The sequence below is a fragment of the Salmonella enterica subsp. diarizonae genome, assembly GCF_008692785.1.
In the GTDB taxonomy this organism is placed as follows: Bacteria; Pseudomonadota; Gammaproteobacteria; order Enterobacterales; family Enterobacteriaceae; genus Salmonella; species Salmonella diarizonae.
Genome location: NZ_VXJV01000001.1, coordinates 66,280 through 80,969 on the forward strand (window position 1 = coordinate 66,280; position 14,690 = coordinate 80,969).

The following is a 14,690-nucleotide window of genomic DNA, read 5'->3' on the forward strand; positions in this document are numbered from 1 at the left end:
CAACTAATCTGATGTTTTCAACATAACCACTTTCAATATTTCACCCTGCATTTTTTGCTGCCTCAGCGCCTGATGTTTTTCCAGAACCAACAGATAGTCCCAAAAATGGGAATGAGCCTTACCTCTCAATAATTCAGGTAAGAACTTTAACTGCGCATCAGGAAACATCGCTGAAGAGGATTTTTTTATCACTACGGCTGGCGAAGGTAATAACATAGAATGATAACCTTCATTCATCGCAATACTGACCCCCTTCGGGTCAAAATCGCCAAAATAGATCGCTGTTTTCCCGGTTTTCAACCAGAAACGCTTCAATGCAACAGTCCCTTTGCTATATGTCCGATCGCCACGGTAAATAATCAGGGGAGAGTGGAAATCACATTGGGAATAATCAAAAAACGCCAGATGGTAGAAACAGTCCTGATTCTCCACCACGATAAGAACATCAAACTGCGTCAGCGTAATATTACGCCAGTCCGTATCCACAACTTCAATAGTCATCCCTAACGCATTGACTAAAGGCTGATTAAGACGGAGCAGTACCCGATGCTGCTGTGGTCGAATTCCCGCCGTTTTAATCTCCTGATCGCTTAACTGCGCACTCTCAATACGATTTTGTGTGCTAATATCGTCACGAAAATTTGCCTGTTTGAGACGCTGCTGAGCTTCTGAAATCTTATTCAGCAACGCCATTGTAAAAATGAAATCAGGCAGCAACAAACTGTTAGCCGGGATCAAATCCAGCGCAGTACACCAACGCAAAACCTGAATCACGATTTTACCGTCGGTATTTTTCTTCTCGCAATTTTTCGCTTTCAGGCGATGATCAAGTTTTTTCAGCCAGACGAGCGCGTTATACGATAACGATTCTGATTCGGTCATTTTACCCTCACGCCAATACTCACATCCGATATAATGCGCAGATCGTTTACCGGGCTGGCCTGACGCTCATCACAACGCAGCCAAAAACGCGGCTTATCCGCTAACGGCAATGATTGATATTCCGTAATAACCTGGTAAAGCCATATCTCACTGTCCCAGTTCAGATGATTTTCCGTCAGATAATGCAGCGCGCTCACCGGCCCGGATTGCCCGGCAGCGAAAACATAAAAATCCTCAACGTCCATTTTAAGCGCAATCTGACGAGCAGCGACCTCCTCATCAATGGGAGGTATTACTGAGCCCGCACTTTTTGGCACAGGCGGAGGCATAACCGATCCCCGAGGCAAAGCGAGCAACATCTCCGCCATGACTTGTCGATCCACGGGTCTGTCGAGCGAAATGGAGGCTTGTAGTGAAAGTGGCGTCGCAATATTGAATACATCCGGCACTTCCCGGCGTTCAGGGTAGCTGGCGGGTTGATATTGTGGATGCTGACGCAAAAAAGCAGCCATATTCGTCACTAATAATGTGCGCGACTGCTGCTGGCGAAATTTAGCCATTAGATCCACCAGACGCTGCTGAACGGCCAGTAATGAACTATGGTGAAGACTGACACGCAACTGTAACTGACTCACTAATAACTTACGTAGTGAGCTATTATTTTCAGCAAACTCTATCAATTCATCGAAAACGATCAGAGCCAGTCCATCAAGCAACCGACGAACCTGGTTTTGCGCCCGCGCATTCTCATTAATTTTTTCATTCAGAGTGCTGACGAAACCGAAATCATTATTCAGACGGTGCCATAGGCTGTCGATGGCCTCTTCAAACTGCCCGCTGAGATCGTGAACTAGCTCAGTCAACCTCTGCATTTGCCGTTCAGCAATACTGTAATCACCTTTATAATAAGCATCGCGCCAGGCCTGCACCTTATTGCGGATTTGTTCCAGCTTTTCTGCCACATCCGCATTAATCTGCCGTCGGCTCTCATCAGCAACCATACTGGCGATGAGTTCGCTCACCAGTGGGCGTAGCATCAGTGGCTGTTGCTCATCAGGACGCCATACAATACGCGCTGCAATCAGCTTTTTTAATGTCTGGTCGCTAAAAGCCGTTTCATCAATAAACCCATCGACATAGCCCTTCATTAAGACATGATGGTGTTTTCCCAACAATGCCAACCGGTCAGCGCCGTTTTTAAACAGACTGGATAGCGGAGAAATCTCCTGCGCCATTACAGAAGCTCCTGCTGAACAGGCGGCGTGTCTTCAACCGGTAAATGCTCTTCATCACGGATAAAGCGGATGATATCAATCAGATAATCAACTTTCCCCGTGACAATAAATATCTGCTGCTCGGCGTTGGGTTGTCTGACATAGCCGTGCTCTTTCAAACGCCGGAAAATTTGTTTGAGCTGAAGATCAATGGAATCACTTCGACAATTGAAAAAACGATCGCTGGAAAGCTGATTCAGACGCTGTTGGAGGCTCTGATTATCCTCTACACGCGTCATGATTTCCGACAACCTGATATAGTCTCCTGCTGTCAGCGTACTCTCCCGCCCTTGCGTTTCCTGTATGAGTTGTAACCACTCAAGCAGAGGCAGCAGAGAAGAGATGATTTCCTTAAACTGATTCATCAGTTGGCTGCGAGTATCGCGATTCATCTCACAAAAGCCCGCATAATAGACGGTTTGCGTTTCATTACTGACAACTCTGTAGTTCAGAGGGCGCAAATAGTTGTCCATCGCTTGCCGGGTACTCTCATCCTGTAAATGACGATAAGCATCCGGGTCGTTGATACGGCAAATAAATTCCCCTGTCAGCAGCCTTTTGATTAAGGGTCCATGTTCCAGCATTACACTGCCCCCTGTTCCATCTGCGCCAGTCGGGCTGCCAGGCGGCTCACTTTCGGCTGAATCCTTTTCAACCTGCGCTGAGTCGGCTCAAGCTGATCGGCATCAAGCAAATAGCGGTGTTTAAACAGCATTAACACATCCGATTCCGCATTCGGAAAAGCGCCTACAATCACAATATTATTATGGCTACAGGCAATAAATAATTTCTCTACATTGTGGTAGGCCAGCGTGCCAATTTCATCAATAGGCCAGTGAATAACGGCGTCTGATTTGCCCCTTAACAAACGCGTGAACGCCAAAAGATACTTGCACAAGATCAAATAGGCCATACCGTGGCTTGATGCTTCCAGCAGTTGGCGATCGTTTTTGATAACAATATCTTCCCCACCTTCATTAAGATGAAGTTCGAGGTTTAATAACGATTCCATAGTAAAACGCTCATCGGCATGCAGCAGTTCAACCACATCCATAAGAGCATTTAAATAGCTTTCTGGAGGGAGTTGCTGTCCAGATGAGCGCCAGTCGCTATAGTTTTTAGCAAAGCGCTTTAAGGGTTTCCAGAATCGTAATTGGTCGATTGTCGATAAAATACGAACTTCAGATTTATTGATGCCCTCCAGTTGTAAATCGTCGGTAACCGCATCGCTCAATCGCCGACTTTGATGCGAAATCCGGCGATTGATATCGCTGAAAACATCAAAGAATTTTTTCAGATCGCCACCGATATTTTCCCCCATCTCCAGCAATTGCTGCTGTTTATCTTTAAGCAGTTGCAGGAGTTTTTCGAGTATTGGCAATTGTTGGCGGCTTCGTGAAGGATCGGGTAACTTATCTATCTCAGAGTCCAATAATTCAAGGAAAGTAGGGTCTGCATCCTGATTAAAGCGTGACTTAAACTCATTCAGTTTGCTCTCCAGCGTACGGGTCACGCTGGCGTGTTGCTCCAGCATATCGCTGGTACGCGACATCCGTTCATTAATATCAGCGGCAGAATCAATATAAGCCGGAACAATTTCGGCCAGCGGCAGAGGCAATAATCGCTCCAGTAATACCTTTAACTGACTGACAAGCTCACCAGCCTGACGCATCAGCGTATCATAGTGTTTTTTCTCATCATTAAGCCTGTCTTTTTTATTCTGATACTCTGCTTTTAACTGGCGTTCTGACTGCAACAGCTCACACTTCTGCTGAGAGAGTTCATCTTCCTGCTTCTGTTTCTCAGGCCGCAACTGCTCCCAGTCAAGTTTGATAAAACGCTGCCATTCGATCAGCTCATCCCGACGCTCTTCAACCGCCTGGATATCTTTTTTAAGCGTTTCAATGCGCTCCCGCAGTATTTTGACTTCGTGGGGATCAATTCCCTTCTTCGCTAAATCATCGTCCAGAGCCTGCTGGAATATTCTTATCTGTTCTTCCATATCGGCACGTTTTTTGTTTATCTGCCGGGACAGCTCTTCCACCTTCTCATCAATTTGCTGCTGTTCACTTTGAAGGTCGATACTCCATTGCAACATTTGTGCATTATATTCTTCCGTTAACGCACGAAAATCGTGTTCTTTCTGTTGCGTTAATTCGGTATGCGCTTTTTCTAATGTGCTTAAGCGGGCGCGTTTTTCCTGTCGACGTTCTTGCTCCAGCGCCCCATGCTCTGCGATTAAACGAGTACGGGCATCCCGGGCATAGCCTACCTCCTGATTTTGACGTTGATATTGTCTTTCACACTCATCAGCCTGTGATTGTAGCTGCTTGACGTTCTGGTGGTGCTCCTGAAAGTTGGCATCTGCCGTTTTCTTCGCTTCTTCAGCATACGCCCTGGTTTGCTCTGTCTTATCAAGGCTGTGTCGAATTGAAGCTTCATCCTGCGCAAAATCCGGCATATCCAGCACGCTTAATTCCAGTTGCAGGCCGTACAGTGATTCCGACAGATCTCTTCGTTCAGGCTGCAAGTCTTTACGTTCCAGCAGGTTTTCATTCAGAACCTTGCCCAGATTCTGCTCCCAGCCCTCGTAACGTGAACGCAAGAAGTGGCGTAATGTCCCCTGTTCAGGATCCAACTGGCGATGCAGTTGCAGCAATTGTTCTTCAGCCTGATGCAGGCCAGCACGGGCATCGTGCAATTGCTTTTCTGCGCTATCCTGCTGTTTACGAGCCTCGGACAGCTTTGTCTGCGCATTTTGTCGTTGATCGCCCAGTTGCAATAAACACTCATGGGCCTGCTCAATACGCAACTCTGCAATCTGGCGCTCTTCTTGCTCTTCAGCGGTTAACTGGGAATGTTTAAGCTCAGTGCTAACAGCCGCTCGATCGCATGAAATCTTCTCCAGTTGTTCACCGTAGTGATTTTCCTGCTGTTGTTTTCGCTCTTCGAAGCGCTGCCGAAGTTTCTCTTTCTGGCTGTCAAATTTATCCCTGACCGCCTCTTTTTCCCGCTGGCAACCCTGAATTTTTTGCTGAGTCAGCCGGTCCTGACGGTAAAAACTGTCTTTTAGTTTTGCTTTGTGCTGCTCAAATTCTCGGGAAAGTTCACCGACTTGATCCTGCATAAGCCGGTATTGCTCACTTTGCGCTAAAAGCGCCTCCCGCCACTGGGGCAATTCGTCCATGTGCGTCTGCAAAAGGCGGATATCTTTACGTTCATAACGATCGTTCTCTTCCTGAACATGATCCAGCCATGCCTGAACCGTTTTTAATTCACTTTGCGTTTTACTTAATCGATCGTTCAGTTCGCGACTCTGTTGATTAAAGCTATCCTCTAACTGAACAAGCTCTCCTCGACGCTGGTGAAACAACTGCTCTGCATCCGCGCGCTTCTGCTTCTGCATTTGCTCATCATTTCTTAACAGAGGGTGGAGCGCAGCTAACTGCGCCTCCGTATCATCCAGTTTCAGCCCCAGGCGCTGTAAGAATTCAAACTCCTGCTGCAATTTATCGTAACGCAGCGACTGGCGCATTTTTTGGATCCATTCCCGCGCAAAGCCGCTTTTTACTTTTGTTTGCGGGAGAGTAACGCCATCATCGGCAAAAATCGCCGCCAGCATAGTTTTGAGTGTTTCCATTTTGCCTTCACCGGCATGAACGGCGCTCACTAACTTCTCAATATGCCTGAGCTTATAGTTACCACTCACCAGACTAAACGATGCCGCCAAACGGCGAAGCCTCATCATCTCCGTCGAATTACCACGAAACGACGCGACATCATTCTGAATGATGCTGCGATACTCCGTCGTTGAACCTATTTTGGCTGAAACTGAAACGTCATCCCGGCTGCGCATCTGGGCAGACCATTCGTTATAACTCAACCCTTTCGCGCCATCTTCCATATAGCGAAGAAAAAAGTCAGGATGATAAGGCGCGCTAACAAAACGATATTCAACGCCGCCTTCATTTTTACCAGTCAAAACAACCAGGCAATTGTCACCTGTTTCTCGCTGGTATTCATAAACGATATAGCTATTGCTACAGGGGAGATAAAACTCGTCGAACTTCTTCCGCGTTCTTGGTACGACTTTATTGGGCTGTTCGCCGTAGAAAACAGGAACAAGGCGCTGAAGCGTCGTTTTTCCGGAAGCATTTGTCCCACAAATATTGGTATGTTGATCCAGTTGAATTTCAACAACGCCAGGCAGGTGAGTGTGTATAAGAATAATACGAAGAAGTTGTGACATGATAACTCTCTAAATACAAAAGGGATTTTACATATCCCATCGATTTTTTCAATATGCACCATGTTATTTCACGATCAAATCAGAAGAACTTGTGACAGAGTAATAAACATAGTCAGGCATATCCCCACGACTAAAGAATCAAATCCAGCTTCTCCCTTAGCAATCAGCTATCATTATCATTTGAAAAAAATAGAATTACTTTTTTATGTAATGACGCGAACAAAAAATCGCTACAAAAAAATAAACTCCATCCCCCATTCAAAAAAATATTCAGAATTCGTAACAACAGTAATTTTTTGTTAATATCCACCACAGTTCGAACCGTTCTACTCATTATCAGCCCCGCATGAAACATCTTAATTATACGAGGTACAATATTATTATATCTGACCTGGCGGGTTTCCAGATATAATAATACCATTAGCACACCAGGTGTGGTTCCCGGCCACATTAATAACACCAAATACTTCATCACGCCCTGTATATTTAGCATATTCTTTAACTTCAGTTACCCTGCAACCTGTATGTGAAAGTATTTTCAGCATGTTAAATTGCTGTTCCAGTCCGAGCGATATGAAGTTTTCTTTATACTTATCCGGTTGTTTTAACAGTTCGGCCAGACTTTCAGGTAATGTCAAAAAATCCTTTAACGTTTCCAGCGCTCTGGCATTATACTCTTTACATAACTTAGCATAATCAATAACGGAATTAACCGGTTCTGCTCTGGCTCCTGAAAAATCATGAATATCATTTAGAAATCCGATCTCTTCCCTGAACAGATTAATGTCATCTTTCCCGGAAATAACCACTTCAAACCCGGAGAGTGTTTTTGTTATCTTACCACTTATTTCAAAAAGATTTAATAAATAAACAAGATCCGAAGCTAACTCACGGCAGGATGCCGGGGCAGAAACTCGGTTTAAGTGAAACCGTGTACCACCGTCAAAATAACCTCTCAGATAAGCAGCAACATATTCTTTCGATGCTCCTAATATCTTTTCAGGCACACGAAAAACAAAAGCATCAAATTTACTCAGGACATTATATATATTAATCGAAAAATATCCGGATTTATTATGGAATTTATCTGCGAAATACAGATCTGAATTCTGCACATTAGCCATATTACTGATATGCTTACCTAACTCCTGCGCATCAAAAACGTCCAGAACCTCACTATTATACTTCGGAACCTGTGACCCAAAAAGACCGTTCTGACAGACCACCAAATCCCCTTTACGTAAATCCGTTAACCCGGTCATTTCTGACTTACAGTCTTCTGATATACGTAAAACCAGGTTTTTCGCCCCCCCCTTTATATAAGAACAGTCTGTGAGCAAACCGAAGATATCCTGTATACCACCGGCACTCACACCACCTGTCTTTAATACTGAACGATCCTGCGTAATAACGCCGGGATTTTTGTTAATATCACATAAATCACCTAAATAAAATGGGCCTTCAGATGTTGATACAATAGTATCTTTAGTGAAACAACCGGATATTATGCCACAAATGTCATAATTCAGCTCATCACTTATCCCTGGTGCAGGAGTCAGGGCAGACGTTTTATGCTTCTGTTGGTGTGGCTCGTCCATATCTTCAAACCTCCCTTTTATTGAAAATCTGCTTATGACACCGGGTTTATCAGCATAAAATTTTCTGAACGATTTCATAAAAAACTCAGCTCCCTGTAATATAAAAACTGAGAATACAGTACTTCTCTCCATCTGGTATAAATCTGGTTTTCCGGATACAGCAACTGCGTTAATAATATAAAGAGAAAGAAACGGAGCTGTTTGTTCAGCCGAAAAAAGAAAATCGTTATTTATGCAGTAAACATAACCGATAAATAATCCGCGACGACAGCATCCGTGTTCAGCCTCCGTCGCAACGATATACCGGTATACCACGTGTTGTTCCGGTCAGGTTATCTGATACCATTTTCTCCGCAGTGGCTATCCGCATCCCCGCTTTTCTCAGTATCAGCACATCAGCCGCAAGCCGCTGGCAGCCGAACCAGAAAAGCCCGTCCAGCGCGGTCACCTCAAGACCCGCTGTCAGCGCCACTTTCAGGCGTTCCCGGGGGATTTTCACCTCTTTTGCAATCTGCCGGTAAGGTTTTTCCGTACTGTCTGCTGACACAATCCGCCGGATACGGTGTGACAGATGATACTGAAATTCATCCGGTATATCGCTGATACCGGTTTTCAGACTGTAAACACAACCAAACCGTTTACCGTTAAAGAGCACATTTTTCTGACGCAGTTTCTGGTTTTCCCTCACCTCCGCAATCAGTTGCGGTGCCCGGAGCAAGAGTAACCGGAAGGGCAGCTCAAAACTGGTCACGTAATCCACGTTGACCAGCGCAATACGCAGACGTCCCTGAGGATCGGCCTGTTGTGTCCGGCACTCCCGCAGCACATCCTCCCACTGACGGGTCAGACGTACCGGCTCGCTGGTTTCCGTAAAACAGTATTTTTCAATCCAGTAACTGATATCTGCTGTCACCCTGTATCTCTTCCGGTTGTCTGTAACTTTATTGTTCATCTCACCCGCAAGCAACAGTACTGCCCGGCACAGGTAAACCTTTCATCCGCTCAGCCGCCCTGACCACTGTCACAGTTTCACCGCCTTAAGAGGATAATAATGTTAAAACACGACATATTTTCCTCAACTCCGGTCATACCTGACGCACGGGGCAACGCGCCATACGCGGGTCACCATCTGTTTTACTGCCCGTTGCACTGAAGCGCTTCCGGATCCATTTCAGCAAAGTCTGCCAGATGGCGACTGATGCTGTTTTCCCGGTAAAACGTCACCAGCAGCTCCCGGGTGGAACGTGTAAAGGCGACATATAAGGCAGGAATGGCTTCTGCCTCATCTTCTGCCCCCTGATGTACAAAAGACGCATTGATGACGGCAACAAAAGAAAACTCCAGCCCTTTGCTGCTCTGAAAGGTCAATAAATGCACAACATTATCTTTATGGGAATAATGCTTTTTATCTGCTGATGTGAAACTGATAACAAAGGGGATCCCCCGCTCCTCCAGTAATTCAGTCAGCCGCTGAGACGAAAACCGTGTCGGACACAGCACCGCCATATCCCCCCAGCGACCGGTAAGCGCATATTTTTGCCCGAGCCAGTCAGCGACATGCAGCGCTTCTTCTTCGGCAGAACTGCACTGCATTATATCCGGTGTTTTTCCCTTCTCAGCACAGGCTTCCGGCAATACCAGCGGAACCTCCTGGTTACGGTGTTTTTCAAAATAGTCGCGTGAAAAGGCATACGCAAAACTGAGGATACATTCAGGGTTACGATAATTAACGCGAAGGACTGAGGTACGCCCCTGCGCCTGAATCCCCACGCTTGCCAGTGAGAAGTTCAGCGCCCGCTCACGGCGGTAAAGTGACTGAGCATCATCATACATCAGCAGCAGGGAGCGTTGACTGTTATCAAACAGCCGGGCAATCAGGGCCAGCCACCGGCGGTCAAAATCGTGTCCTTCATCAATCAGAACCGCATCATAGCCGGTATCCGTGATCATCCCCGAGTCAACAGCACTTTCCAGAGCTGCAAAACAGTTATCAAACCAGGGGCCTTCACGACTGACGGTGAGACTGAATTTACGCGCGGCAATACCGCACCAGTCATGAAAGTGGTATACATGCACTTTTTGCGATAACCCTTTATCGGCAATACACTCCCGGATGTAGTTTGCCAGCGTAATATTGAAACAAAGGACCAGAACCGGGCGTTCCGAATTCTCAGCAAGGTACTGGCAACGGTACAGTAAAATCAGCGTCTTCCCCGAGCCTGCAACACCATGGATCACCCTGTGGCCTTCCCCGATATTACGCGCCAGAAGCTCCTGCTGGATATCCATGACCTTCAGCAGATTACTGTCTGATTTTTTAGCCGGTATCGCGATCTCCGGGAAAAGGTGCCGGCGGATAATATCCCGCGTTGATGGCGGGATGGCAGGCCGAAAGCGGGTGGTAAACAGGCCCGCGATTTTGTTCCTGAAGGCTTCCTGTGAAACTGATTCCGTCATTTCATCCTGACAAATCGTCAGCGCCTCCGGGAATATAGCCTCAACGGCGCCGTCAGCAGAAAGCGATTTCAGTTGTTGCCTGGTGATATTTGTAAACACCGCACCATATGCCCACGCCACATTAAGTTTGCCCTGATATATCCCGGTCTGTTGCAGACGGGGATCCTGAGACAACATCTCAGCCGTTGCACAGGCATACTCCCTGACCTGAGCCAGCGGATTCTTCTCCCGTTTTGCCCCCTGCTCTGTTTCCAGGATGACCATACGGGGATCGGCATGACAGAAAGTACTTCTCCGCCAGTCCTTGACCTCCAGGAATATGAGTCCTGATGAGGGATCAATGATCACAAAATCCGGATGCTGATATTGTCTCCCTACCGGAATGTCATACCAGATCAGACAGTCATCACCAAGATGTGATTCCAGGCGCTGAGCGACGCGTCGTTCCCCCAGAGTCATTTTTTGAGAGCACTGCGCCAGAGAAGTCATCAGTTTTGCCATAATTATTTTCCGTTTCAATACACGTTAACAACCACACCTGAATCCAGGAATAAATTTTTCTGCCTGCTCACATGCCCTGCCGCAAAAGCGATAATACTGTCGCCCCGGTAATATGTACTCCCGCTGTCATGCCCGTATAAATACCTTTCGGATACGCTACCGCCCGTCGCTGTATACCAAAGCGCGTAAGGTATTGTGTGACATCATCCCACCCTGTTTCAGCCCTGAAATAATGGCTGTTCCCCATAAAACTTCATTATTGACGCATATTAAGGCATCACTTTCTTTCGCATAAAAATAAAATATCACCGTTGCAGACAGGAACTTTCAATAAAAACAAGTTACATATTGTAAAATTATTAAAAATACAGAAATTTCACTTCGCCTGTGTTTTCTCTCCCATGACTTCAGCGAACCATCAACGGAGAATCACCACGGTCCGGCTTCTGACTGCGATAAATCAGCTCCAGGTCCGGATTACGCCACAGACTGGCCGGTGTAATCGTCCTGCGGCTCCAGGAAATGGAGCCCAGAAACCAGCACTTCCAGAAAATCAGGCGCGCATCCGGCTTGTTATACAACAGTTCCCTGAACGTTTCAGTCTTCCCCACCCGGACTGACAGCGCTTCATGGCATATATCGAAAACAAACTTTGAGCAGAACTGTCGGGAAGAATCGTAGCTGAATCCGGTATGGTAAAGTTTATGCGGCCGGGGTTTTACCTGAACCAGCACATCATGCTTCTGCGCCTCAGTCAGGCCTCCTTTAAGTCGTTTCACCGCATAACGCATTCCGGCAGAACGCTGAATGAAACGTGACAGGGTGGTGACAGTGGAAAAGGGAACCCGGCTTTCCGCCACCAGGTAATCCACGCCATTGTGTCCCGTAATCATTCCGACATGATTACACCAGCACCGGGAAGCGGCTGATACCTGTCCGAATAATGCAGATCCGATACAGGTAAAAACAATATCGCCGGTCTCATAGCTGGCCGGATAATTTATACACATATCATTCCTCCGGTACTCTTAATGCCGCTGACCCGGAACAGCCCCATCCCCGGCTCACCGACGCGGCAACGACCTGTCACGGAATTTCACGGGAGGGGTATGGATACACCTCACCACAACGGTTCCTGCAAGTTTGTCATGCCACCCCTGCTTGCGGCGGTCGAAGGCAATCCAGAAAAAACCGAGCCCCAGGGGGACTGTCGAGACAAAATAGCCCAGATAGCGGCCGATATATTGCCCGGTACTGGCGGGACAGCCACTTTCAGCATCCAGTACCCGTAATCTCAGCGCCATCTTTCCGGGCGTGGCCTGAAAACCGCGCCACAGAATGACGGTCAGAACAGCCGGCACAATCCAGTTGATGGCAATATCCACAGGCCCCCGGAATAGTCTGTCACTCAGTAAATAATCAGTGCCGTAAAACGTTATCGTTACCGGCAATAAAATCAGTGAAAAAAACAGACTGTCAACCAGGCACGCGCCTGTTCTCAGCCAGAATCCCGCATATTCATACTCAGGTTGTTCTTCAGGTTGTGCATTCTGGTTCTGCATACGCTCTGTTTACTCCACAAAAAACATTCACAGGTCAGCCGTTCTGTATGGCCTGTGAACGGTCAGCCATATTCTGCGTTATCATTAAAAATGGCATCAGATCGGGTACCGGAACCTGAAGTACAGTATCCTGAACCATCCCGCAACAAATGCCCGAAAATCATTACCGGATGATATCGTTTTTGTCTGTTTCTCCGGCATTCCCGGCATATGACGCAAGCCAGAACCGGTATCTTGCAAGAAACCATTCCCGTTGTTTTTCATCCATATTCCCGGTCACTGCATCCATATTAATCTCCCGTCCCTGTACGGTCATCTGAGCAAAAGTAATGGCAAGGAATTCAAAGTTACTGAACGCATAAATATCATCGGTACTTTTTTTCATTTCCTGGTTCCAGCCCTGAACCGGATCACGAAAGTCTGATGACCGGACACCAGATAATAACTGCGCGATGAGCCGACCATCAGACTTGTCCGTCAGAAGTAATATTTCAGTCCCGCGGTTACGTTATAAGACGAACTCTCAATGCCTGAGGCATCCGGGTAATAACCGACTTCTCCTGTGTCATGGAAAGTGGCCGTTTCACTCCCTCTGCCATTGGTCACACGCATCCATTCACCTTCAATAAACACTTTTGCCCGTGGGGTGATGTAATAACCGATATCTGCCGACACGGAATAAAAATCCGAGTCGCGATTTTTATCCCTGAAAGTGGCATTACGTAAATAATGTTCATCCGTGTCGGAAGCCCGTACCCAGTGACTGTATTTAAACGAGGTGTTCATCTCAATATCACGGTAACGGTACCCTCCCGTCAGTCCGATATAAGGCATTTTAAACTGCAGTTTATAGCCAATCCCTTTCCCGTCCGGGAGATTGCCCTGGACAAGTCCGTTCCAGTAACTGTAATATCCGCCACGCGCATCCCACCGATAATCGGTCTGCTGCCAGCCCGCCATCACACCAAGACGCCAGCGGTCATTATTCACGCCCCAGATGGTGGTGTTCACATCCCAGAAACTGGCGGAGCGCAGCCTGGAAGAAGATTCAGAAATATGGGAGTAACCTGCCTGATGCGGCAGCATCCAGTCCCGGTCAACCATATCACTTGCCCCGTGGCTGCCCGCCGTCACCCACCCCGATGCACCGAGTCTGACCCACGGGGACAAATCCCAGTCGATATTCCCTTTCAGAATAGGCGCATTTTTAAATTTCCAGTCCAGCTGGCTGACTCTGCGCCCATCCTGGTAAACCCTTTCTTTGGCACTGCCACTCAGCGTTCCGACAGATAAACCAGCCGATACTTTTTCCGGTGTGAACCACTCCGCCAGCGCCGCTTTCTCTGATGCATCCAGGAATCCGTCATCATTATTATCCGTTACTGTGGCAGCCCGGGCAGTCCCGGTCATCAGAATACCACTGCTGAGAATAAGAACACCCGATAATATCTTTCGCATTTTTATCATTATGTTTCACTCCGCATTATTACACCTGTTTATTGCCATTAACCTGCCCGTTAATGACGGTTTTCACCGTGTTTAAGTTTCCGGTACACTGTGTATATTTTTCTGGCATAGACCATCCGCCTGAAATGTTGTTTCGGTGTGGCGGCAAAGCCGGCATTATAGGCGCCGACGGCCTCCCAGGTGGGCCCCCATTTATTAAAGGCCTGTGCCAGAATCAGCGCACCGGTGTATATATTGGTGCAGATATCCGAAACCAGTAACTCCCGGTCAATACCCCGTTTCCTCATATAAGCCAGATGCTGGGAGTCTATCTGCATCAGTCCCATGCCATAACCGGATACCGGATTTTTACCAATCACATCGTACTGCAGACGGGATTCCTGCCAGGCGATGGCCCGTAGTAAATCCGGATCAATGCCTGCATCTTTGCCGGCAGATTCAAAACAGTCTGCCGCCGGAACGGTATGACTGATAATAAGCAGACAGGCGGCAGCCAGAATACGCCCGACACCGGAACAGGAAGTCAGTCTGTTCATACAGGATATTCCTCTCAGATTCAGGAATGCATCAGATTAAAAAAATCAATAATGAATAAAACAAATTCATCAAATACCGGTTTTCTTTCAATTGCCAGCCACAGCATAAAGCCGGCGCCAAGTAAAAAACCGGTGCCCAGCTTTCCCGGAACGAGAAAACGGAT

The 14,690-nt window shown here is 47.2% G+C and carries 12 protein-coding genes; all 12 read right to left on the reverse strand.

The features are described 5' to 3' along the window. Positions 1 to 3: 3 nt before the first annotated feature. Positions 4 to 882 (reverse strand): DUF7281 domain-containing protein, encoded by an 879-nt coding sequence (locus tag F4V72_RS00290; RefSeq protein ID WP_136058114.1) that lies wholly within the window; start codon positions 880 to 882, stop codon positions 4 to 6. Beyond that, positions 879 to 2,117 carry a hypothetical protein gene (locus F4V72_RS00295; protein WP_136058113.1) on the reverse strand — a complete coding sequence of 413 codons (1,239 nt, stop codon included), beginning with the start codon at positions 2,115 to 2,117 and terminating at the stop codon, positions 879 to 881. The genes F4V72_RS00290 and F4V72_RS00295 overlap by 4 nt, the downstream gene beginning before the upstream one ends. Then, positions 2,117 to 2,740, reverse strand: coding sequence for a condensin complex protein MksE (locus F4V72_RS00300; RefSeq protein ID WP_136058112.1), 624 nt, complete (start codon positions 2,738 to 2,740; stop codon positions 2,117 to 2,119). The genes F4V72_RS00295 and F4V72_RS00300 overlap by 1 nt, the downstream gene beginning before the upstream one ends. Beyond that, positions 2,740 to 6,405 carry an ATP-binding protein gene (locus F4V72_RS00305; protein WP_136058111.1) on the reverse strand — a complete coding sequence of 1,222 codons (3,666 nt, stop codon included), beginning with the start codon at positions 6,403 to 6,405 and terminating at the stop codon, positions 2,740 to 2,742. The genes F4V72_RS00300 and F4V72_RS00305 overlap by 1 nt, the downstream gene beginning before the upstream one ends. 380 nt (positions 6,406 to 6,785) lie before the next feature. Continuing rightward, entirely contained in the window at positions 6,786 to 8,318 is a 1,533-nt protein-coding gene (locus F4V72_RS00310; RefSeq protein ID WP_136058110.1) for an LAGLIDADG family homing endonuclease, read from the reverse strand. Further along, complete coding sequence (locus F4V72_RS00315) at positions 8,284 to 8,916, reverse strand: DNA-binding protein (RefSeq protein ID WP_136058109.1); 633 nt, start codon at positions 8,914 to 8,916, stop codon at positions 8,284 to 8,286. The genes F4V72_RS00310 and F4V72_RS00315 overlap by 35 nt, the downstream gene beginning before the upstream one ends. A 221-nt stretch (positions 8,917 to 9,137) precedes the next feature. Beyond that, positions 9,138 to 10,961: a DEAD/DEAH box helicase gene (locus tag F4V72_RS00320; protein ID WP_136058108.1), complete on the reverse strand. Its 1,824-nt coding sequence runs from the start codon at positions 10,959 to 10,961 to the stop codon at positions 9,138 to 9,140. Between the two features lie 407 nt (positions 10,962 to 11,368). Beyond that, positions 11,369 to 11,971, reverse strand: coding sequence for a YebB family permuted papain-like enzyme (locus F4V72_RS00325; RefSeq protein ID WP_136058107.1), 603 nt, complete (start codon positions 11,969 to 11,971; stop codon positions 11,369 to 11,371). Positions 11,972 to 12,025: 54 nt separating this feature from the next. Then, a complete protein-coding gene (locus F4V72_RS00330) occupies positions 12,026 to 12,523 on the reverse strand; it encodes an RDD family protein (protein ID WP_136058106.1) in 498 nt (165 codons plus the stop codon). 163 nt (positions 12,524 to 12,686) lie between these two features. Continuing rightward, complete coding sequence (locus tag F4V72_RS00335; protein ID WP_136058105.1) at positions 12,687 to 12,908, reverse strand: glycogen synthase; 222 nt, start codon at positions 12,906 to 12,908, stop codon at positions 12,687 to 12,689. 92 nt (positions 12,909 to 13,000) lie between these two features. Next, a complete protein-coding gene (locus F4V72_RS00340; RefSeq protein WP_136058104.1) occupies positions 13,001 to 13,933 on the reverse strand; it encodes an omptin family outer membrane protease in 933 nt (310 codons plus the stop codon). A 107-nt stretch (positions 13,934 to 14,040) separates the two neighbouring features. Further along, positions 14,041 to 14,487, reverse strand: a complete 447-nt coding sequence (locus F4V72_RS00345) for a transglycosylase SLT domain-containing protein (protein ID WP_394355410.1) — start codon at positions 14,485 to 14,487, stop codon at positions 14,041 to 14,043. Between the last annotated feature and the right edge of the window lie 203 nt (positions 14,488 to 14,690).

Bases quoted from the DNA above. Each gene is read 5' to 3' on its own strand.
- F4V72_RS00325 (WP_136058107.1), bottom strand. From the start codon at position 11,971: ATGTGTATAAATTATCCGGCCAGCTATGAGACCGGCGATATTGTTTTT.
- F4V72_RS00330 (WP_136058106.1), bottom strand. From the start codon at position 12,523: ATGCAGAACCAGAATGCACAACCTGAAGAACAACCTGAGTATGAATAT.
- F4V72_RS00335 (WP_136058105.1), bottom strand. From the start codon at position 12,908: ATGAAAAAAAGTACCGATGATATTTATGCGTTCAGTAACTTTGAATTC.
- F4V72_RS00340 (WP_136058104.1), bottom strand. From the start codon at position 13,933: ATGACCGGGACTGCCCGGGCTGCCACAGTAACGGATAATAATGATGAC.
- F4V72_RS00290 (WP_136058114.1), bottom strand. From the start codon at position 882: ATGACCGAATCAGAATCGTTATCGTATAACGCGCTCGTCTGGCTGAAA.
- F4V72_RS00300 (WP_136058112.1), bottom strand. From the start codon at position 2,740: ATGCTGGAACATGGACCCTTAATCAAAAGGCTGCTGACAGGGGAATTT.
- F4V72_RS00295 (WP_136058113.1), bottom strand. From the start codon at position 2,117: ATGGCGCAGGAGATTTCTCCGCTATCCAGTCTGTTTAAAAACGGCGCT.
- F4V72_RS00305 (WP_136058111.1), bottom strand. From the start codon at position 6,405: ATGTCACAACTTCTTCGTATTATTCTTATACACACTCACCTGCCTGGC.
- F4V72_RS00320 (WP_136058108.1), bottom strand. From the start codon at position 10,961: ATGGCAAAACTGATGACTTCTCTGGCGCAGTGCTCTCAAAAAATGACT.